Origin of the sequence: Pseudoramibacter faecis (assembly GCF_036289405.1) — a bacterium.
Classification (GTDB): Bacteria; Bacillota; Clostridia; order Eubacteriales; family Eubacteriaceae; genus Pseudoramibacter; species Pseudoramibacter faecis.
In genome coordinates, this window is sequence record NZ_JAYFFI010000015.1 from 26,982 (window position 1) to 48,929 (window position 21,948).

The 21,948-nt window shown below is 45.3% G+C and carries 21 protein-coding genes, 1 pseudogene and 1 riboswitch; of the genes and pseudogenes, 1 reads left to right on the forward strand and 21 read right to left on the reverse strand.

All coding sequences use genetic code 11. The features are described from left to right. Nucleotides 1–335: 335 nt before the first annotated feature. From thiT to V3C63_RS09435, 18 genes and pseudogenes are all read right to left on the reverse strand, one after another. Entirely contained in the window at nt 336–1,013 is a 678-nt protein-coding gene (gene thiT / locus V3C63_RS09335; RefSeq protein WP_329887512.1) for an energy-coupled thiamine transporter ThiT, read from the reverse strand. 21 nt (nt 1,014–1,034) lie between these two features. Continuing rightward, nucleotides 1,035–1,132, reverse strand: a riboswitch (TPP riboswitch). 126 nt (nt 1,133–1,258) lie between these two features. Next, nucleotides 1,259–2,629 carry a TrpB-like pyridoxal phosphate-dependent enzyme gene (locus V3C63_RS09340; protein WP_329887513.1) on the reverse strand — a complete coding sequence of 457 codons (1,371 nt, stop codon included), beginning with the start codon at nt 2,627–2,629 and terminating at the stop codon, nt 1,259–1,261. Nucleotides 2,630–3,225: 596 nt separating this feature from the next. Next, on the reverse strand, nt 3,226–4,479 hold the full coding sequence (gene dltD / locus V3C63_RS09345) for a D-alanyl-lipoteichoic acid biosynthesis protein DltD (protein ID WP_329887514.1): 1,254 nt from the start codon (nt 4,477–4,479) through the stop codon (nt 3,226–3,228). 9 nt (nt 4,480–4,488) lie between these two features. Further along, nucleotides 4,489–4,725: a D-alanine--poly(phosphoribitol) ligase subunit DltC gene (gene dltC / locus V3C63_RS09350; protein ID WP_329887515.1), complete on the reverse strand. Its 237-nt coding sequence runs from the start codon at nt 4,723–4,725 to the stop codon at nt 4,489–4,491. A gap of 81 nt (nt 4,726–4,806) precedes the next feature. Continuing rightward, the gene (gene dltB, locus V3C63_RS09355) at nt 4,807–5,970 is read right to left on the reverse strand and encodes a D-alanyl-lipoteichoic acid biosynthesis protein DltB (RefSeq protein ID WP_329887516.1); all 1,164 of its coding nucleotides are present in this window, start codon (nt 5,968–5,970) and stop codon (nt 4,807–4,809) included. A 20-nt stretch (nt 5,971–5,990) separates the two neighbouring features. Beyond that, nucleotides 5,991–7,565, reverse strand: coding sequence for a D-alanine--poly(phosphoribitol) ligase subunit DltA (gene dltA, locus V3C63_RS09360; protein WP_329887517.1), 1,575 nt, complete (start codon nt 7,563–7,565; stop codon nt 5,991–5,993). Between the two features lie 729 nt (nt 7,566–8,294). Continuing rightward, the gene (locus V3C63_RS09365; protein ID WP_425355377.1) at nt 8,295–8,843 is read right to left on the reverse strand and encodes an ABC transporter ATP-binding protein; all 549 of its coding nucleotides are present in this window, start codon (nt 8,841–8,843) and stop codon (nt 8,295–8,297) included. Between the two features lie 381 nt (nt 8,844–9,224). Further along, on the reverse strand, nt 9,225–10,715 hold the full coding sequence (locus V3C63_RS09370) for an ABC transporter ATP-binding protein (protein ID WP_329887518.1): 1,491 nt from the start codon (nt 10,713–10,715) through the stop codon (nt 9,225–9,227). Continuing rightward, nucleotides 10,694–11,386, reverse strand: coding sequence for an energy-coupling factor transporter transmembrane component T family protein (locus V3C63_RS09375; protein WP_329887519.1), 693 nt, complete (start codon nt 11,384–11,386; stop codon nt 10,694–10,696). The genes V3C63_RS09370 and V3C63_RS09375 overlap by 22 nt, the downstream gene beginning before the upstream one ends. Next, entirely contained in the window at nt 11,386–11,991 is a 606-nt protein-coding gene (locus V3C63_RS09380; protein WP_329887520.1) for an MptD family putative ECF transporter S component, read from the reverse strand. The genes V3C63_RS09375 and V3C63_RS09380 overlap by 1 nt, the downstream gene beginning before the upstream one ends. Then, complete coding sequence (locus tag V3C63_RS09385) at nt 11,988–12,584, reverse strand: TetR/AcrR family transcriptional regulator (protein WP_329887521.1); 597 nt, start codon at nt 12,582–12,584, stop codon at nt 11,988–11,990. The genes V3C63_RS09380 and V3C63_RS09385 overlap by 4 nt, the downstream gene beginning before the upstream one ends. 231 nt (nt 12,585–12,815) lie before the next feature. After that, nucleotides 12,816–14,192, reverse strand: a complete 1,377-nt coding sequence (rlmD, locus tag V3C63_RS09390; protein WP_329887522.1) for a 23S rRNA (uracil(1939)-C(5))-methyltransferase RlmD — start codon at nt 14,190–14,192, stop codon at nt 12,816–12,818. Beyond that, nucleotides 14,189–14,608 (reverse strand): metal-dependent transcriptional regulator, encoded by a 420-nt coding sequence (locus V3C63_RS09395; RefSeq protein ID WP_281672430.1) that lies wholly within the window; start codon nt 14,606–14,608, stop codon nt 14,189–14,191. Before V3C63_RS09395 ends, rlmD begins: the two co-directional genes overlap by 4 nt. Continuing rightward, nucleotides 14,505–16,514 (reverse strand): annotated as a pseudogene (locus V3C63_RS11835) (YgiQ family radical SAM protein). The gene V3C63_RS09395 and the pseudogene V3C63_RS11835 overlap by 104 nt, the downstream one beginning before the upstream one ends. Continuing rightward, entirely contained in the window at nt 16,511–17,296 is a 786-nt protein-coding gene (cobS, locus tag V3C63_RS09420; RefSeq protein WP_329887526.1) for an adenosylcobinamide-GDP ribazoletransferase, read from the reverse strand. Before cobS ends, V3C63_RS11835 begins: the two are co-directional and overlap by 4 nt. 137 nt (nt 17,297–17,433) lie before the next feature. After that, on the reverse strand, nt 17,434–17,706 hold the full coding sequence (locus V3C63_RS09425; protein WP_006598366.1) for an HPr family phosphocarrier protein: 273 nt from the start codon (nt 17,704–17,706) through the stop codon (nt 17,434–17,436). A gap of 106 nt (nt 17,707–17,812) precedes the next feature. Further along, nucleotides 17,813–18,493: an HAD family hydrolase gene (locus tag V3C63_RS09430; protein ID WP_329887527.1), complete on the reverse strand. Its 681-nt coding sequence runs from the start codon at nt 18,491–18,493 to the stop codon at nt 17,813–17,815. 22 nt (nt 18,494–18,515) lie between these two features. Then, entirely contained in the window at nt 18,516–19,451 is a 936-nt protein-coding gene (locus V3C63_RS09435; protein WP_329887528.1) for a DUF1848 domain-containing protein, read from the reverse strand. 128 nt (nt 19,452–19,579) lie between these two features. Here V3C63_RS09435 and V3C63_RS09440 point away from each other — a divergent pair, with 128 nt between their 5' ends. Beyond that, on the forward strand, nt 19,580–19,816 hold the full coding sequence (locus V3C63_RS09440; protein WP_329887529.1) for a DUF1858 domain-containing protein: 237 nt from the start codon (nt 19,580–19,582) through the stop codon (nt 19,814–19,816). 255 nt (nt 19,817–20,071) lie between these two features. Here V3C63_RS09440 and V3C63_RS09445 read toward each other — a convergent pair whose 3' ends face one another. The 3 genes from V3C63_RS09445 to V3C63_RS09455 form a co-directional block, all read right to left on the reverse strand. Then, nucleotides 20,072–20,590: a triose-phosphate isomerase family protein gene (locus V3C63_RS09445; RefSeq protein ID WP_329887530.1), complete on the reverse strand. Its 519-nt coding sequence runs from the start codon at nt 20,588–20,590 to the stop codon at nt 20,072–20,074. Nucleotides 20,591–20,882: 292 nt separating this feature from the next. Further along, nucleotides 20,883–21,167, reverse strand: a complete 285-nt coding sequence (locus tag V3C63_RS09450) for a hypothetical protein (protein ID WP_329887531.1) — start codon at nt 21,165–21,167, stop codon at nt 20,883–20,885. Nucleotides 21,168–21,366: 199 nt separating this feature from the next. Continuing rightward, nucleotides 21,367–21,732 (reverse strand): four-carbon acid sugar kinase family protein, encoded by a 366-nt coding sequence (locus V3C63_RS09455; protein WP_329887532.1) that lies wholly within the window; start codon nt 21,730–21,732, stop codon nt 21,367–21,369. Nucleotides 21,733–21,948: the final 216 nt, after the last annotated feature.

Below are 21,948 nucleotides of genomic sequence, written 5' to 3' on the forward strand. Positions count from 1 at the left end.
TTTAAAACACCGTGTCCCGGTGTTCATTTAAATTTTAAAAATTAAACGAGTATTATGATTATACGCTTGCCGATAATTATCTGTCAATATTTATTCTTATCTTTTACATTATTATTGATTTTGATATGGCCTTCCATCTCTCGAATCCCTTTTTCGGCTGCAGACCATTGCCCACACATTTCAAGTTTTACCGGAATATGTCTTTCGGAAGTGACACAAAAAAACAGCGGAAGCCCTGGCCTCCGCTGCTTAGATCAAATTTTTGCACGCTTATCGCGCTTTTGCCGCATCAATATCAAAAGACACGATGCCGTTCGCCGACCTTTTCTCTTTGATTAAGACATGCTGTCTGCTGCATCTACCCGTTTCTGGGCTCTTTCAAACAATCTTTTAACTGCCGGAATACACAGCACGATCACCGTGACGGCGCCTTCCGCCGCGATATAAGTTAAATTATACCACAGCGACCAAGTCCAGGCATTAAATTGTTTTGGCGCATAGGCGCCAAAAAAGATAACCCCTGAGACCACCGCGCAAATATAGCGCCCAAAAATCCCCATCAGATACCCTTTAATCAAACCGTTTTTCTGATACCGCACTAATCCACCAATGCCCAAGGCGCCAAATGCCAGGATATAATCAATAAGCAGCTGCGCCGGATGAATCACGTACGGATCAAACATCAGATTGATCAGCCCCAGGCAAACCCCAGCCATGATGCCCCGCTTCGTCCCAAACAAATAAGCGCACAGCGCGATGGGCAACATCGAAAAAGCGGTAACGGATCCGCCCTGGGGCATTTTGAACAATCGGATCTGCGAGAGCACCATGGCCATCGCAATCATCAATGCTGAAATGGTCAATGCCCGGACATCAAGCGGCCGAGAATTGCCCGTCTCATCCCGATAACCGCGATCCATCAGCGAAAGTAACGCGAGCAGAACGACCACCGCCGCAACAATCGCGGTCTTGCCGATTCCCGCTTCAAAAAATCCCTGCAAATTCTTAAACATAAAAAACCTCCTTGATTTCAGGAGGGGCTGTGCTTCACTCCCCGCGCCGGCATTGTCCGGATCAGGTCATGAGGGTCAGGCATGTGCCTTTCTCAGCAAGAGCTCCCCTGTGATATTTAAAGCTTAACGATAATGTTAAAACTTGTCAATAACAGAAATCATTTGGTCACAATCATTCAATTATCCAACTCTCAGCACAAAAAACTGCTCCAAATTCAAAGGAGCAGTTTTTGAATACTGATGCTTCAATCGACTTTTGGCAATTCCGAAAGGCTGCCGCTCAATTCGTCATCGCCCGGAATCGTATCCCCCATGACGTGGTCGTTAAATTGTTCATAGGCCGTCATGTCAAAGAAGCCCGTGCCCGTCAGGCCAAAGAGAATGGTTTTGGCTTCGCCGGCTTCCTTGCTTCTGAGCGCTTCGTCAATAGCCACACGAATGGCATGCGCGCTTTCCGGCGCTGGCAGAATGCCCTCAACCCGGGCAAATTGTTCCGCGGCGGCAAAGACCGAAGTTTGTTCCACCGCCACGGCCTCCATCAGTCCGTCGTGATAGAGCTGGGAAAGAATCGGGCTCATGCCGTGAAAGCGCAGTCCGCCGGCGTGATTGGCCGATGGAATAAAGTCGCATCCCAAAGTATACATCTTCGCCAACGGCGTAACTTTGCCGGTATCACAGAAATCATAGGCAAATTTGCCCCAGGTAAAGCTCGGACAAGAGGCCGGCTCTACGGCCACAAAGCGATAGTCCTTTTCGCCGCGCAGCTTTTCTCCCATAAATGGCGAGATCAAACCGCCGAGATTAGAGCCGCCGCCGGCACAGCCGATGATCACGTCCGGCTCGATACCGTATTTCCGGCAGGCTGTCTGCGCTTCCAGCCCGATCACCGACTGATGCAGCACCACCTGATTGAGCACCGATCCCAGCACATAACGATAGCCTTCATGAGTTGTGGCTGTTTCTACTGCTTCAGAAATAGCACAGCCCAAACTGCCGGTGGTCCCAGGATGTGCTGCGTTGATTTGCCTGCCGATTTCGGTGGTCATCGACGGCGACGGGGTTACATCGGCGCCATAGGTGCGCATCACCTCCCGGCGGAAAGGTTTTTGCTTGTAGGACACCTTAACCATATAGACCTTGCAATCGAGGCCCAGATACGCACAGGACATGGAAAGTGCCGTCCCCCATTGGCCGGCGCCGGTCTCGGTGGTTACGCCTTTAAGCCCTTGCTTCTTGGCATAATAGGCCTGCGCGATGGCCGAATTGAGTTTGTGGCTGCCGCTGGTGTTGTTGCCTTCAAATTTGTAATAAATCTTTGCCGGTGTGCTCAGCGCCTTTTCGAGATTGTAGGCCCGAACCAACGGCGAAGGGCGGTAGGTTTTATAGTATTCTCTGATGGCATCCGGGATATCAAAATACGCCGTGTCATCGTCCAGTTCCTGGGCCACCAAATCGTCGCAGAAAACCGACGTCAAATCGTCAAAAGTGACTGGCTGTTTGGTTGCCGGATTTAATAACGGCGCCGGTTTGTTTTGCATATCGGCACGGACATTGTACCATTGTTTCGGAATTTCCGATTCTTCGAGATAAATCTTGTAGGGAATATGCTTGCTCATGTTTTTGCCTCCGCTGAATTGAAATACTGTCGATCGCCATTGCGAAAGATTGTAAATAAAAAGTCCCCGCAACACGATCTCAAAGGATCTGATGCAGGGACAGAAAATACACTTTGATTTCTGCGGTGCCACCCGGCTTGACTGCCATTATTGGGCAATCCACTTAGCGCATACGCGGACAAATCCGAATACGCCGTCTTTTGTTAACGAAGGGACTTGCTCCGTCTCCCATAATAGCGGATTGCCGTTCACAATCCGCGTTCCGGTCGCGCTGGGAAGGCCATTCATTCAAAATCGCACGCACTGTTTCGCACCAGCCAACAGCTCTCTGGATCAGCTTTATTTTGAATTACTTCTCTTCCGTTCCACTTTAAATTGTTTCTTTATATATCACAACACACACTTTTTTGTCAAGTTGGAAATCACTATCAAGCCAATATATCCGCCACAGCAAAACGATGATTCCGCGTTAAAATGCCTCGTAAACAAACCCCGGCGAGCTGAGCATGCTGCCGAACATCGAAAACAGATAAAGCACGACCATTAGGATGAAAAAATAAAGCGTGTAACGCCAGGAAATCGTCCCGAGAATTTTTTTAATTTTGCTGATAATAGGCATTAATTTTCTGATCAATTTGAAACCATCCTTCGTTCCAGGGATGAACGGCGTCCGTCGTGATGTACGGTCGATAATCGTATTTCGACAGCGAAACATACCTCGCGCCGTAAGCAGCCGCCATTGCCTTGACTCTGCGGTTCACCACACTGCGCTTATCGGCCGTCATTCCGGTATAGTCATACCAATAACCGTTGACCGGCAACACGAGCAGCATCGGCTTGATACCCCTGGCCTTGCAGATCTTTAAAAAGGCACGCAAATCGTCGTATTCCGCAGTCTTTTCCCAGTTTGCATGGGCGTGAGCCCCGGCCATCTTCGGCGCAAGCCTGGCATACTTGCTTCGCCACATTCTATCGGACATATAAAATGCATTGTTCGATCGTTTTTGGCTGGCTTTGCGCACCTGCTGCCAGACTTTTTCGCGCGCCATAAATTGTTTGAGATCTTTCGACGTCACAATGCCTTTCCGCCTCAGTCCCTGAACCACCTGCATCCGGGCTCTCTTCCGCAAGGGCCCGAGCACCTTCTCTACCGCCCGGTTGTGGGTATTGCGGTCTGCCATAAAGGTCATGGCCACTCTCATAGTAATATAGTCCGTGTCTGTGGCGTAACGCTTGCTGGACAGATACAGAAGACGCTGAAAAAGCTTCGGGTTTTTCCCAAGATTTACCTCATTGCAATTTTTTACAAAGCGACTCAGCTTCGGATCGTGCGCCAAAAGTTTCTCTGAACGTCTGGCCACGTACCGCTTAACATCGACTGGAATTTTCGGATTCTCCATAAAAGCCATATATTCTGTTTTGGAAAACCGCAGCGCATAGGCCTTTGATTTAACGCCCTTGCCCGCAAACCACGTCGGCGAAACCAGCAGTACTACTTTTTTACTCTTCACCTGATCGCCGATTGCCCCGAGTGCCACTGTGTGAAAAAGAGTCTGGTTGAAGGGACCGCCGATCGTCATCAGCCGAACATCCGAATGGGCAAATATATTGCGTGGATGATAGGCTGTGTTTTTGCCATGCCGAAATTCTGAAGAGCCAAACACGGCCATGGTCTTCTTTGCGATATTCATCCGCAGCCCGTTATAAGACAGATCTTTATAGCGATTGTCCCAGGTGCCAAACCGATGATCCTTCGCTTTAAGTCCGGTGCTCACGCAAATGGCGTGCAACCCCACAGCAAAGCAGCAAAACAACAGCGTCGCCACGCAAAACGCTTTGACTTTTCGCATCGTAAAAGCCTACTGTACCAAACGCTTTTTAACCTGAGCGATGATTTTATTCGGCGTGTCCATGTCTTCCCGGGCGACCTCTGATGGCGAGATCACGATACCGAAAGTCGATTCGATTTCCGTCAACAGTTCAGCATAATCCAAAGAGTCGAGCAGGTCTTCTTCCGTTAAATTAATATCCAAATCTTCCCGAACGACTTCGTCGCCGCATAATTCCTCTAAAATCGCCAAAATTTCTTCTTCCATTTTTTTCTCCTTCTTTCTTTGTTTTCCTTTGCTGCTCCGCATCTATTTTTCAGCCGTCGCATGCTTGCTGTCTTTCATCCGTTAAAGGTGGAGCAAAGCGTTCAAATGCCCTGAAAAAATCAAAAATCCAAACATGACCAAATTAAAAGTCACAAACCACGATATCACTTTAAACCCTTTATCTTTTTTGTGTCGCTTATAAAATTTCGATTTCTTCTGAAAGATCTCCGTTGCCGAGAGCAGCGCCCCGTGATACAGGCCATAGGCAATATAATAGGACGTGAGGCCGTGCCAGCAGCCCATGATGCCCATGTTGATAATAAACGCCACCGATGCTCGAGTCAATTTATTTTTAAATCGCTTCTTGCGAATCATGTTCATCGTGATGCGCGAAAACACAAAATCTCGGAACCAATGGGACAAGGTGATGTGCCAGCGATCCCAAAATTCTTTGATATCCGCACTCACAAAAGGCTTGTTGAAGTTGTCCGGCGTCTTGATGCCGAACAGATAGCTCGCCCCCACGGCCATGTCGCTATATCCTGCAAAATCAAAAAACAGGTAGAAACCGTAGGTATACATATAAATCAAACCGCCACGCAGGGAATGTCCCATGCCAAACCAAATCATTAACTGATAAAAGCCGGTCGCAATGGCTTTTTTATAGACCAGCCCCCGCAGGATCCTAAACAATCCAATCCCAACCAGATCGAGATATTCCGCCTTGGGCATCACCTGGCGAAGATCATCGTTAAAACGCCGACTGCGATCGATGGGGCCCGAACTGAGTGCCGGAAAGAATAGCAACAAATAAGCATATTCAAGAACGTCGACGCTTTCAATCAGGCCGTCATAAATCTCGATGACGATCTGTGCAGATTTGAACGTCATGTAGGAAATCCCCATGAACCGCAGGATATCATGCGGGTCGTGGGTGGCAATGAATACCTTGTTCAGTGCCAGGGGCAAAATCGCTAAGCCCAAAAACAGATGATATAGCTTGGCATTGCGCCCCTTTGTTTTGTGCACCTTCAAATAAATCTGAATCAACACAAAAGTATAAATCAGAAAGCCAATGAGGTAGGCCAGCGCCTTGGGATTGTTCCCCATGGCCATCCACACAAAAAACAACGTGACCGCCGCACCGTAATATTTGATGGGCTGCTCATGGACACCCAGCCAAATCGCCGGAAGAGTCAGCACCACAAGCCAAATAAAAAATAAATTATCGCCAAATAATTGCACGATGTAAACCTCTCGCCCTATCAGAGGCTTTGCGCCAGCTGTTTTTTGTCAATCTTGCCATTTTGGCTCAGCGGGAAATGGTCGACAAAAACCACCTGCTTGGGTACCATATAATTCGGCACGATCTGTTTGAGACCCGCACGCACCCATTTGCGTCCGGCATAGCCGTCGGCGAGCATCCAACCGTCCGGCGTTCTTTCAAAAACGTCGGCCTCCTGGATCGGATGAGGCGCCGCCTCGCGAATCACAAAAGCCACCAAATGTTTGATTTGATCGCCGCTTCGCTTGGGGACAACCGCCGCCTTAGCCACGCCATCAAGTTTAAGCAGGTTGCTTTCGATATCGCCGAGTTCGATGCGATAGCCGTGCCATTTAATCTGCTGATCCATGCGCCCTTCATAATAAAGCAATCCGTCCGGCCCGTAATAACCCACATCGCCAGTGCGATAACCCCGCACCGGCCGGCCGTTCAGGGTCGTGGTGAAAAAAACAGCAGCGGTCTTTTCGGGATTCTGATAATATCCCGGACTGACCGTATCCCCGACAATGGTCATCTCCCCCTTGTCGCCGGGTGCCGCGGGGCCGCCATCCTCGGCGACAATGCGCACCGCCAAATCCGGCTTGGGGACTCCGATGGGCAGGGCACCTTCCGCTGCGGTCATCGCCTTAGTGATGGACACTGCCGTCACGCAGACCGTCGTTTCCGTCGGGCCATAGGTATTAAACACCTGCGCCGCAGGAAACCGCGTCAGCAGTTTAGCCGCCGTTGCCTTGTGCAGTGTCTCACCGCAGAACAAAAACAAATCAATGCTTGGAAAGTGTGCGCTGTCAAAACAGGTTTCGCTTAGACAAACATCCGCAAAAGAAGGGGTCGACACCCATGTGTTGATCTTCCCCGCCTGAATATAAATCAGCATTTCCGGCACATTCTGCTGCAGTGGCTTGTCCACACACCACAGCGTTCCCCCGGTCACCAGCGAGCGGTAGAGATCCATCACTGACAAATCGAAAGAAAACGGCGCCTGATTGAGATAAATCTGAGGGGCGGCCATCCCATCATTGCCGATGCCGACGATCCAGTCCAAATAATGACCGAGATTACCGCCTGTAATCATGACCCCTTTGGGTTTGCCCGTGCTTCCGGATGTAAAAATAATATAATGGTTGGTCGCCGGATCGTAACAATTCATATAGGCCGCCGATTGCTCTGCCAGCACCTCTCTGATGGTTGCTGACGTCATCACCCGGCTGCTTGCCGGCACACGGCCATTCAGCATTTCCGTCGTCAGCACCACCGGATTGGCCACCATCTGAATAATTTCACTCACCCGCTCCGGCGGCATGTTGGTGTCCACGGGACAATAAGCTCGGCCAGAGCGGGCACATGCTAAAAAACACACCAGCATCAGCGGATCCTTGTGCCCGTAGACCACCACCGGATCCCGATTGTCTCCCAGAATGCTGTCGAGCCAATTAGCCAATTTCCCGGCATCGCGCCACATCTCATCGTAACACATGCTGCCCGACCGGGAGGAAAAACACAACCGATCACCATGGACCTGCACCATCGCCTCGATTTGCTTGATCACATTCATTGTCTTTTACCTTTCGTTATCCTGAATGATCGAGCATACCTGTGCTCTGATCTCTTCAATTTTTTTCTTGTTATTTTATCGGAGTCTATCTTATATCCGTTGTTATGGTGTGTCAATAAGATAATACAATTATTTAATATTTATTAAAATATGTTTTGATATTAATGTATTCTTTTGAATCGCTTTTTTGCATTGCTCTTTCTATTTTTCCCATGCGGTTATTTTTTAGATTTTTCGAGGATTACACCGTTTTCATTTCTCCTGATTCTGTTGTTTTTTCGCATCCGATTTCGTAGCTCTTTATCAATAGCGTTATCATCCCTTTTAAAAATCACTAAAGAATTTTACACTTTCTAACTTTTATAATATTATTGTCGTTTATTTCCCGTATTCTTTATCAATACCGCCATCAGTACGGCCGACCATTTTGTGTCACGATTTCATCTCACCCGGAATGCATAATCTAAAATGCCCGGACTTTCACGCTGTGGTGAAGGTCCGGGCATTTTTCGGTTGCATTTTTATGGCGCTTTCACAACACAGTTTCGTCTTTCTGTCGCCACGATGGACGCGAGAAGTCTTGGTGCGTCAATGATAAAACAAATCAAAATGATGTTGATAACTGCAATCATAGATACCCTCCTTTGTGTTTTATCAAGCTAAATTTTCGAATGCTTAAAGCACCAAAATCTGAAACATTTCGCAATTGATATACCATTTGAAATTTTACTAATTCGCAATTTTCCAAGTAGTAGTTTTATTTTTCATATCTATCAAAGTTTTATATAGCCTTTCTTGTCTCATAAGCTCTTCATGAGTTCCTCGTCGTTCTATTTTTCCATTGTTCAAAACGAAAATTTGATCGGCATTTCGTATTGTAGAAAGCTGATGAGCAATCATAATAATCGTCTTATTTTTCGTCAATTCCTCAATGACGGCTTTCAGCTTATCTTCATTTTCCGGATCCACATTCGCTGTCGCTTTATCGAAAATGACAATCGGCGCATCCTTCAGCATCGCTCCCGCAATGGAATTCGCTGTTTTTCTCCGCCGGAAGGACTGGCGCCGCCTTCTCCAATCGGGGAGAACTTCGATAAAATCATGACGCATAGCTTTTTTCGCAGCCTCTATAACTTCTTCCCTTGTGGCCTCTGGCATACCGAGCTTGATATTATTCTCTATCGTATCTTCAAAGAGATACACATTTTGAAACACCATAGCGATATTACTCATCCGATTCGGCAATATATATTCCTTAATATTCTTGCCGCCGATCATTATTTCGCCGGAGTTTACATCCCCAAAACCTTGCAATCAGATGAAAGTTGTCTTTCCGCTTCCTATCAGGCGAATTTAAGATCAAGCTTATTTCCTTATGTAATGGTGCTTATTCTGGATAAATCAGCCATAGAATGGGACCTATAATATTTGCGGTCATTTCAAGAATAATATATGCCAAAATCGTTTCCTTTGAATCGACCTGATCAACGATAATATTCCTTAGTTTTCCGGATGGGATATTCAAGACACTTTCTTTAGTGCTGTTTACCAGCGCTACAATCACATTTGTCAGCAAAATATACGCAAGCGGTCCAGAAATCACGCCTGACAGAGTTAATATAATAGAGCCTATATAATATTTTATCTATATCTATTTTCTCATCCATTTGTTACTTTCTCAGACCATATACAATCAGCGCTTTTCACTTTAGCTTTACCCTTAAAAAAGCTTATAATCAAATCTTCATTCCCTCTAACACAGATTTTTTTATGACCTTTCTCTGATATGAGATAAGCTGTGTTGCAAGTTTTAAATAACAACTCCAAATCATGTGTAATCAGAATAACCGGAACATCCTGTGTCTTTTCCTCTATAACAGAAGAAACCAACATCATTCTTTTATAATCTAACCCTGCAGTTGGTTCGTCCAAAATGACAAGTTTTGACTCTTTTAATAATGCAATCAAAAGTGCAAGTCTCTGTTTTTCTCCACCGGACAATTCATGTGGGTTCATCATTCGTTTATCCCACAATTCCAGGTCTATTAGATATTCCTTTATCTTCTCCAAATATGCCTCATCCGATTCCTTTTTTAAGGGGATTAACTCTCTTTCAACGGTTTCATAAAAAAACATATTTCCGCAATTCTGCAAACTTGCGGCAGTATTTTTCAGTCTGTTCTTTTGAGATGCCCCATAGGATACTTTGCCGCTTTTCATCGGCAAAAGACCGATGAGTTCTTTTGCCATCGTTGTTTTACCAATCCCATTTTCCCCAATCACCGCCATGCACTCTCCCCGGTTTAAGGAGAAATTCACATAATCTTTCAGCTGATAATCCTTATTCTTGATGAGTAACCCATCCACTTTAATGAGTATATCTTCACCAACTTTGGGTGCTGCGCTCCTTAAATTTGTATAATCAAAGCACCTAAGCATATTTTCTTTACGAACACTTTCATTTAAATCTTTTGGTAAAAAAATTTTTTCAAGGTGACCGTTTTTAAGAAGAATTAAACGATCTATCATATATTTCAAATAAGATAATCTATGCTCTGCAATAATGATTGTTTTCCCTTGATCTTTAAGTTTTTTCAAAATATCTTTTAGTTCTTCGATGGATGCAAAATCCAGATTCGCAGTTGGCTCATCTAAAATAACAATACTACTGTCATATACCAAGGTAGAGGCGATGGCTACTTTTTGTTTTTGTCCTCCTGAAAGGTCTCTTATTTTTCTTCCTCTAAGATCCGATATCCCGAGTTGCTGCATCGCATATTCCACTCGTTTTAGTAAGAGGGCGCGTTTCATTCCTGTATTTTCACCAACCAAAGCGATTTCATTTTCAACTTCATTAACAAAGAACTGTTCGTCAGGATTTTGAAAAACATTGCCAACATATTTCGCAAGCTCTCCGGTCTTATATTCATTGACGGATTTGCCCAATATCTTTATTTCTCCTGCCAAATTACCATCATATAATTCCGGAATCAGACCATTGAGTAATCTCATTAAGGTTGTTTTTCCAGAGCCGGATAATCCCGTTATGACTACAACTTCACCTTTTTCTACTGTAAAATTAATACTTTCTAATACCGTTTTGTCGGCATAAGAAAATTTATTGATATTTATTTCTGCAGCTTTTCCCATATCGCTATCCCTATAAATCCTATGCCGACGATCATCGCTGCATAATCACACCATGTTAATGATAAATCTGCATAAGAAGTTTTTTTACAATCAAACTCAATCCCTTTTGTGATCAATGCGCAAGTCAAAACATTGCCTGTTTCAAATGCTTTATAAATCATAGGTACTAAATACATTTCAATGCTATGTATTGGTTTCAGTATATTAAACGAAATATTTCTAACTTTTAATCCTTCTTTGATTTCATTTAGATAGCGTTTATATTCCGGTATAAAACGAATAAAAACGGAAACACCAATGCATAAATTATTAGGTAATTTAGTCTTTCTTAGCGATGCAATAATTTCTGAATTGTTAAAGTTCGTTGCGATCCCCGCCAAACTCCAAAGCGGAAATAACTTAATTACAATAAGTCCCATCGTATAAATGGAACCCAACCACCCATTCATTATAAAAATCTTTGATAAAATCTTTATTCCCGTGAACAAGAAAATATATACCAAGACAAAAGAAAATGCTTTTTTTGGACTTACCAAAAAAAGCAGAAAAAAACTAAAAAGAAGCATGCACCAGTATACAAGCATTTCGCTAAAAAGCAAAACGCTTGTATACATAATTATGAGAATGCCAATGGTCAATGGTTTTAATAGCAGACGATTCTCGAAGCTCATTAGGACAAAATATCCTTTTTCTTGCTGGTTTTATCGAAGAATTTTCTATTGACGTATTTCCCAAACAGTGTTCCAAGAATGGCCGCAACCATCTCTACAGACAATATAATGGCCATATTCTTCGGGTTGAAAAAGGTATCTTTTACCATTTGAGCTTTTTCCGTTGTGAATAAATTCGGAAACGTTTTTACTAATCCTTCTACACCTAAGAAAAGGATAAAGAAAAATCCATGCAGAGCATAGATAATCTGCGATACAACATACGAAACACCAATTCTGCCATCGTTGATATAATTGTCTCTATTGCCTATGCAAAGTTCTCCAAGCAAACCGGCTACAACCATAATGGGCAGCATTGGAATAAAGCCCATAATAGAATAAATGATGCCTGCTAATAAATAATAAATAAATATTGCTCCTCTTTTAGGAATTCTATGGCACATAACAAAATAAACAGGAGCGCATAATAAACTTCCTATTGAAACATGCACGAAAACCCCGTAAGTTCCAAATATTTGTGTTATCATTCCTGACGCCATACTGATCACAAAGCCTACAACTCCGAGCAAACTGACGATAATCACATCTTTTAATTTTAATTTCATTTATTTTTCCTCCCTTGCCATTTATCGAGATATAGTAAAATCATTTTTTTTACGATATCTTTATTCTCCTGAAATGATTCTTTGCTTCCTAAAGGTTCGAATGAAGCATATCCGATCAGTAAAGAATGGGTGAAGAATATTAAAAAACGATCCTCTAATATATCCTTTGAAATGCCTGAATCTTTAAATGCTCTATGAAGAATATCAATATATTTAATATTGAGTTTTTTATATATTCTCAACAGCTTCTGATCTCTCGCAATCCCCTCCAAAAGAATTGCAAATAATTCTTTGTAGTCATTATCATCAAAAATTTTAGCCATTATAAAATCAACAAAAGTATCTAAATCATGTCTTTCTCCTACCTTCAAAAAATTTCTCTCCTCACCATAATCAAGCCCCTGAGACATCATGTCATAAAAAATCTCATAGACATTTTTATAATAGTGATAAACTCCTCCAACCGACATGCCTGAACATACAATGACATCATCCATCGTTGTGTTAAAAAACCCTTTTTCTAAAATGATCTTTTTTGCAGCAAGTTGAATTTGGTTTTTTCTTACATCCTTTGATAGTCGCTTACTTGACAAAATTCCCTCCTCTTTTATCGAGGAAATCCTCGACAAAAATATGTTAGCATTTTCTAACTACCTTGTCAAGAGTCAAATTTTAGATACGTTATTTACTATCCCTTTTGTTTAAACCATATCGCTGAATTGAATAAAGCAACTGTTAAACGACATAAAAAAAGGGATTCGAAGAATCGTCTAGGTTTGAGCGGTTTGCCGGAATCCTTTGATTCAAAATCTTTTTATCCTTATTTATTCCCCACTCCTTGATAGAAGAGCGACGGTCTCCACATGCCCCGTTCCAGGAAATAAATCAAAAGGCGTCACTTCTTCCAAACGGTAGCCAGCGTCGGCAAGACAGCGGCAGTCCCGCGCTAAGGTCGACGGATTGCAGGAAACATAAACGATTTTAGGCACACCGCAGGCGACAATGGTTTCAAGCAGTGACTTGGCACAACCCTTGCGCGGCGGATCCACAACCACCACATCGGCCGCATCGCCGGCAGCCAGGCGTTCCGGCATGATCTTCTCTGAGCGGCCATAAAAAAACTGAATATTATCGATGTTATTTCGGCGGGCATTTTCTTTCGCGTCGGCAATCGCTTCCGGCACCGCTTCAATTCCCGCGACTTTTCGGGCGCGATCGGCCATACAGATGCCGATGGTTCCCGTGCCGCAATACAAATCAAATACCGACTCCCGCCCGGTCAGCCCCGCATAATGAATCGCCTGCTGATACAGTTTCTCAGCCTGCCCGGTGTTTACTTGGAAAAAGGAAGCCGGCGAAATCTGAAATTCCCGGCCGCATAACGTTTCTGAAATGGTCGGCGCACCAAAAATCACCCGGGTTTCTTCCCCCATAACGCGATTGCCCCGATTGGGGTTGATGTTAATTGAAAAACTAGCCAATTCCGGAAGACTTTCCCGCAGTCGGCGAGCTAATCTCTCCATATTCACGCCGGAAAGGGTCTTCGCGATTAAAATCACCATGATATCGCCACGGCGATTGGCGCGCACCAGAATTCCCCGCAAATTACCCGCGCCGCTATCTTCCCGATAAATCGGGATTTGCGAATCCTTTACCCATTGATTTAAAATCGAAATCAAATCATCATTCGGCGTCATCTGATTCAGGCAATGCGCAATCGGAACCACTTGATGGCTGCCCTTCGCATAGAAGCCGATCCCCTCTTCGCTGACTTTAAATTGTGCCTTGTTGCGATAATGCACAGACGAATCAGCACTCACCATGGCGCGCACTTTACCCGCAATATCCACAAAACCGCCAATATGCACAAGATCGTCCATCACCCGCCGCCGTTTTTGTTCAGTCTGAGCCGCGGCATTCAGATGCAGCCACTGACAACCGCCGCATTTGGGAAAATAATCACAAGGCGACGTTTGCCTGACCGCCGCCCTCACTTGAATCGCTTCTAACGTTCCCACCAGATATTGCCGCTTAATAACAGCAACCCGGATCCGAGCCCGTTCTCCCGGCAAGGCGCCGCCCACAAAAACAGTCAGCCCGTTGTGACGGGCGACCCCTTCACCGCGGGCTGTTAAATCTGTCACATCGACGACCAGACGATCGCCGATGTGATATGCATTTTTTTTCGTTTTATGCTTCACTTTTCTTTTGGATGATCTTTCATGAATTTTTTCATCTGACCAAAGGTTTCTTCGGAAATGATGTGTTCGATGCCGCAGGCATCATTTTCGGCCACAACCGGCGAAACGTTCAGCGCTTCTTCAAAAAATTTCGTAATGGTCACATGGCGGTCATACACGCGCTTTGCCGTTTCAAGTCCTTCTTCTGTGATGTAAATCCGCCCGTAACGCTCGTGCTTCACGAGTCCGCGTTCTTTCATCTTTTTAACCGCATCCGTCGCGCTGGCTTTGGTCACGCTCATGGCTTCTGCTAAATCCGTGATGCGCACGCCTTCATTTCCTTTTCGGTAATTCACATAAATTTCTTCGATATAATCTTCGACCGACTCTGTATAGCTGCTGCTGCTTCTTCCACTTGTTTCTGGTTTGTAAACCATATCGCTTACCTCTTGTTTCCTTTCTTCTGATGCATTGTTTCCGTGCTTGGTTCTGATCCTGGCTGTCCGCTTTTCGTTTGTCGTGCTTTTCATGTTTTGACTGATTCGTCTGAATGTGTCCCAGCAGTATCGGCGCGATCAATACATGTCGTCCGCGGCCGATCAAGTCGGCTCGCCCACAGGATATCAGCGCTTCTTTAACCCATTGATAATTTTTGGGGATCCCAGAACTGCAATAAGGCGCGCTGTAATTTTTTCTCCCGCCTTTTGGGCACATGAATTTCCTCCATCGTGAGCGGATCGTATCCCGTGTAATACATCGCCGTCGACAAAGATCCCGGCGTCAGATAAAAATCCTGAACCTGTTCCGGTTCCAGATGATGATCCCGCAGGTATTCACTGAGCGCTATGGCATCCGCCAACGTTGTCCCAGGATGGAAAGAAATGAAATACGGCACCAGGTATTGCTTTTTCCGGAACGTGCATTGATCTTTTTAAACTGCTCGGTAAATGCCTGATAAACCGAAAGATGGCTTGAGCATATGGCCCAACACCCGGTCCGAAATATGCTCCGGGGCCACCCGCAGTTGACCGCTGATATGATAGTCTACTATTTCCTGAAACAAATCGCTTTTGTGATCGGCCGTCAGAAAATCATAACGAATTCCCGATCGCACAAAGACTTTTTAACCCCGGGAATTTCTCGCATTTGCTTTAAAAGATGGCAATATTCCCCTTCGTCGGCATTGATATTCGGACAAACCTCGGGATACAGACATTCGCGATGGCGGCACGCGCCGGACTGTCGCTGTTTTTCACAGGCGAGGCCATAAAAATTAGCCGTCGGTCCGCCCACATCGTGAATATAACCTTTAAAAGCCGGAAGCTTTGTCATCATCCGAGCCTCTTTTAAAATTGCATCTGCGCTGCGGTGTTGAACAATTCGCCCCTGATGCATGCCGATGGCACAAAAGGCACAACTGCCAAAGCACCCCCAATTCGCCGTGACGGAAAACCGCACCTCTCCAAGACTGGTTACCTCCGGTCCGGGCGACCATTGCCGACCGGTATAGCCGCGGTCATAAACGTCGTCCATTTCCATTTCGGTCAATGGCATTTACGGTGCATTCTGCACAAAAACCCGATGGTCACACCGTTGATAGTAGGGAACTTCCACAAAGGGATCGTTACAGGCATAAATGATGACCGCCGCTTTCGCGAAAGCTTTTTTATCCGTCGATACCGCTTCAAAAGATGGGATTTCGATGCCGTCGTCCGGCACATAATCTAACAAAACCGCCGTCCCTTTGATATAAGTGATGTCGCGGATGGCAAGACCGGCATCCAAGGCCTCAGCCACCTCGACAATGGCCTTTTCTCCCATGCCATAAACCAACAGATCAGCACCGCTATCGACTAAAATCGAACGTCGCACCTGATCCTACCAATAATCGTAATGCGCAAATCGGCGGAGACTTGCCTCAATCCCGCCGAGGATAATCGGCACCCTGCCAAAGGCTTCCCGGATCCGGACGCAATAGGTAATGACGGCACGGTCCGGACGCCTGCCCGTCTTGCCTCCCGGTGTGTAAGCATCATCGTGACAGCGTTTGCGGTTAACCGTATAGTGACAGACCATCGAATCCATATTGCCGGAACTCACCAAAAAAGCCAGCCACGGCCGTCCAAAAATTTTAAATACTTCTGCATCTGTCCAGTCGGGCTAAGCCAGCATTCCCACACGATAGCCGCGATCCTTTAAAAAGCCGGCAATCATCACAGAACCATAAGACGAATGATCGACAAAAGCATCCCCTCTGACAAAAGCAAAATCTACTTGTTCCCAGCCAAAAGCAGCCATATCGGCATCTGTCATCGGGAAAGGTTTTTCCGCCGCGACCGTCATGCCAAACGGCCTCCTGTTATTTGTGTCAGCACAGGTGCCGCATCTATCATCGCAACGGTCGCAACCATAAAAACCGCCTGGGTCATTTCAATCGTGAGACCAATCTGATCACCGGTAATCCCCGCGAATTTTCGGTTGCAGTACACCATCAGCAACAGGTTTAAAACCACCGTAATCACGAAAGCAAGCAATAAAATCGGCCGCAGCCACCAGGTCAAACCGCCGATGAGAATCAAATAAACCAGTACATGACAGGGCTTGGCAATCTCTGTGATCCTCTTGCCTAAACCACCGCCGCCCTCGGCATAAGTCGAAAAAGCACAGGTCTGAACAGCACAATAGCGGCCGATCACCGGCATGAGAAAAAGCGAGATCGGCAATGCTTTAATGAGAACTTGATAACTGCCCCACATCGTGAAAAGCAGCAGGACCAGGCCAATGGCACCAAATGCTCCAAGGCGGCTGTCCTTCATGATAGCCATCATCCGATCGCGGTCCCTCGCGGAAAACAACGCATCCACCGTATCCGCCACGCCGTCGTAATGCAGACCTCCGGTGATCCAAATATAAAAAATAAGCAAAGCCACCGCTGATAAAGCCGTCCGCTGCCAATGACCCAATAACCATCCGGCAGCAAACATCGGTGCCCCGATGAACACGCCAATGACCGGCATATAAAGCATGCAATGATAAAACTCATCTTCTGATACTGACTTCAGTTGAATGGGCACGCGCGTGTAAAAAGAAATTCCGACAGCCAACTCTTTTAAAAATTGACGCATAAACTCCTCGTCTTTAAAATTTCGTTTGTACGTCCTAAAGCAAAGGGACTACGGCAATATTATACCATAGCCCCTTTTTTATTCAAATTCTATTTAAATCTGTTCATCATTCACAGCGCAAGTTTCCCGGCGATCATTTACTCATCCGGCAGGCCAAATTTATTATTGATTAATGCTGTTAGGCGATCCATAGCCGCTTGTTCATCATCGCCATTACATTCTAAGGTCACTTCATCTCCCTGGGACACCGACAAGATCATCACCCCCATGATGCTCTTAGCGTTGACCCGAGTTGACCCCTTACACACATAAATCTCGCTGGTAAACTCATTGGCCGTTTGCACAAAAAGTGATGCTGGCTTGGCGTGTAAACCGGCTGTGTTCTTGATGATAATATTTTCTGTTAGCACAATTACACCTCTCTAATTTATTCCCAAATTATTATACACGATTTCATTCGTTTATTCAAGATTGTTTGTCATCTATTTCACATGTTTTTTTATAAAACAGCTTTTTTCAAATTTGTTTTTCTAAATATGCTCTCGTTTCAAAAAGATCCGGCAGAATTTGCTCTGCCAGATTCTCCATCTCTCCATCCGGCGCCACCTGATCCGGCACCATGATTGGCCGGGCGTTTGCCGATGCCGCCGCTCGGATCCCATTATACGAGTCTTCAATAACATAACAGCCGTTCGACGGCAGCTGAACGGCCTTGGCAGCACTCAGAAAAATATCTGGGGCCGGTTTGGAACGCGCGATCATATCACCGCCGACAACGATATCAAAATAACCATCGATACCCGCGTCCGCCAGTTCCCTTTGCGCTAACGCGGCCCGAGTGGATGTCGCCAAGGCAATTTTCACATTTCGCTGCTTTAAAAATGACAGGATCTCCACCGCGCCGGGTTTTAACGGCAAATGCCCCAACGTTCCGTAAACGGAGAAAAAATACGTCCGAACCTTCGCCTTGTGCACATCATAGGGGAAATCGTCTCCGTAATGCTCGGCAAAGATTTTCTTGGTTGCCGCTTCATTGGTGCCGAAGCATCGCGCAAGTACCGCTTCAACATCGGGGATATCGGCGTCTGCCGCTACCTGCTGCCACCCTTTCAAAATAAGTTTTTCCGAGTCGAAAATCACCCCGTCCATATCGAACAAAACTCCCTGCGGCTTTTTGATCACATGATTTTTTTGCATTGGTTCTCCCCGCGCCTCTCTCTTAAAAGGCCATCCGAATCTGTCCGTCTGTCCAAGAGCGCTGATCCGCCTCGTGGATTTGATCCTCAGGATATGGGCGGCCGACCAGAAGCGGTGAGCTCGGATCGTGACGCGCCCGATTGCGGGCCACTGTCCTGGCATCGCTATTGGCATAGCAGTACCGACAGCCATGCCCGCAGGTATTGTAGGCCCCAATGTCTGCGCCAAGTAAGCAATCACAACCCGCGCGGGTGGCCGCCGCCTTTCCTCCGGGCACCTGCAGATGGATGCCGCAGGCCTTCTCCAATACGCGACGTATCATACAGCCGCCGGTATCCACACCGTCATCCATCAACTGGGTGCCCTCTGAGCAAGTCCGCAGTAACATGCCGTTTTCCCGGGTGATAGCGGCCATCTTCCTGCCGAGAACGACGCGTTCTTCTGGCGTTACCTCACGCACCTCAGGGAATTGCCGGCGCGTTTTCCGATACAAATCGATAAAAGAGATTACGCAGACGTCGGTATAAGGAGTCAGAAGATGCGCCATTTGTGCAAAGGTACGCAGATGATACGCCACCGTGTATTTTTCTGAGATAAAAATCGGATCGTAACGCCAATGCACGGCTTTTCGGCCCACGATTTTCGACAATGCGGCAAAATCAGTCATCACCTGCATTTTATCCGGCACCTCTGGCTCAATTTCCCGGCCGTAGGGGGTAATGGTGACAAACCAGAAGGTTCGAAATGCCGCCAGCGCCGTCAAACGCTTAAGCATCGGCCGGGGATTTTTAGTGCAGAAAGTCATCACGTCCACAATCCTGGGATCCAGGCGATAGCGCGTCACCTGTCGAGCGTTAAAGGGATTGCGTGCCATGACAAAGCCCTCCCGTACACGATTCATCCACCAATCGCTGAAAAAAGCTGGAATGTCGGTCCGACCGCCGGTATTTAAAATCATAGCCGCCTCCTTTCCGATCTATTTGCATCTTTCTGTTTGAAATGCTGTCATTATATCACAATTGTCAACGCCTGCCGTCTTTGCTATAATGCCTTTAAATCACTGCTAAAAGGAGCACAAAACGCGAAATGGATATTAAAATCACAAAAGATATGGGCATTTTGGATGCGATCCAACAGTATCCCGAAAGTGAAAAATATTTTTCCATGGTGGGCATGAGTTGCTTTGGCTGCATGGCCGCCCATTTTGAAGATATTGAACAGGGCTGTCTGGCCCATGGTATCGATCCGGATGTGTTCGTCCGCAATCTCAACTTCTTTTTGTCCGGCGATACCCCGACAGAAACCAATATCCCGGAAGCTTAACCGGCAAAATAAAAGACCGCAGGCCTGCGGTCTTTTATTTTGCTTTTATTCCTTGCCTTTTGCCAAAACACGACCTGTCTTCTTTTCATATAGAGGAAGGCCGTTTGCTTCTGTATAATTGCTTTCCGTTATTATATCTTCTGGTTCTGTCCAATCGTCTACCCCGCAGGTCATCATCGCGTGATAGCAATCAGGAAAATGTCGACAGCAATAGTAAAAACACTTTTCTCTGGACATGATAGTGCCCGCTTATTTTTATCTTTGAGGAATTCCGGCCTCTTCCAACGCAATCATAATAGCTTCAAAGGTATCTGACTGCCAGGCAGAGCGGCCGATAAATAGGCCATCGACATCCTGGCACTTTGCATATGGCACAGCATTGTTGATATTGACACTGCCGCCAAAGAGCAAGGGCACCATCTGTCCTTTTTCTCCATAAAGATCTATTAAGACCGATCGCAAATAAGTGTGTAATTTATCTACCACCGGTGACTCGGCCGGAATTCCTTCAACCCCAATGGCCCAGTAAGGCTCATAGGCCACCCAGATATGATCCAGATCCTCGGTTTTCACGCCATGCAAAGCAATTTTTAATTGTCTTGCCAACACTTCCGCAGAGACGCCATAAGTCTTTTCCTGCATGCTATCACCAATACAAATTAGCGTCGTAAACCCATGGCGCAATCCCGCCAGTACTTTTTGGTTGACCGTATAATCTGTTTCATTAAAATACTGCCGGCGTTCGCTGTGCCCGATTTCAAGTCGAAAATGCAATTACAACTTGAAACACCTTCTTTACAAATTCACACAACTACAAGTAAGATGCCAATCGACACTATAATCTTAATTTCAGTGCTATTTTTCTTGCCCTGTTACATATTTAATTCTGCCATGAATTTTGCGATACAAGTATTAATGGTGTCAAAATTACCAGTCATCCCACCTTTTGTCACTATGTGTTTATCGGGAAAATCTCCTGCAATAAGCACACCTTCAACTGCTAGCGGGACAGGTTCCGCAAGCAACTTTAATCCCAGTGTATGACAAGTTTTACAAACTGCGGCCGTTATATCTCCTTCGCCGATATATAAATACCTTGTATTGAAGGTATACATTCGACTATTTTATGCGCCATTTCAGCTATAGAAAAATTAATCGTGTCACTCGCTGTTTTATTCATTTTGACTGCATATTGCGATAGATTCAATCGATAATCAGGCTGGATACCATTCCCAGTCACACTAAATAAAGTATAGCGATCAATATGGCCGACAACAATTTTGACGACACGATCAATTTCCTTCGATTTAGATTCATCGTTTTCAATAAACTTTTCAGTTTTGATATACACATTGAAAACCTGCTATGTAAGCCAAAAGTTTTCCATCTGTGTTTCAGCAACTGGGTTAATACTTCCTTTAACAACTAAGATTTTTTATCTTTAGTTGATTTTTTTGCACGATTAATTTAGGTTCCAATATTGCTGTAAATGGTCCTGGATCAACAGAAATAAATTAATTCTGCTCAAAGTAACCGCTTCACCGATCGTATTAATATCTTCTTGTGCAATCGGCGTCGAAAATAATAATCCGATTTCTAATATTAGCCAAATGACTGATTTCATTCGCCAACCATTTTTTGCCGAGATTCAAGTCTCTAATGTGTATAGACGCAACCGAATATTTTATCTGCTGCTCAAATGATTTTTGAACTCTAGAATCTCGAATAAGAGTTTTTGGATCTAAAGCGACCTTTGTTTTATACAAAATGACTCTACCGAAAGACATGTAGCCACCTACGGTTACGCGCCCCGATGCTGGTGTGCAAAGAACAACAATAGACGTGTAATCATCCCCCAAAGCGTCTAACATAGCATCCGTCTCAGAGCCTAAATTTCCTCCTAAAGTACTATCGATTCACTTATTGAGGAATGCTAGCTGTTTATTCTTAAATAAAAAAGGTAGATTGTAAGATCAACTTGAACAACTGAATAAAAAGAAGATCCATAGAGACCCCTTTTGGCAGAATTAAGCTGCTGCACAAAAAACACCGAAAGGAGAAACCCATGGATCACTATGATTCTCCCATTGTTACACCCTGTCGCGAAAGAGGACAGCACCTGAAATTTGAAG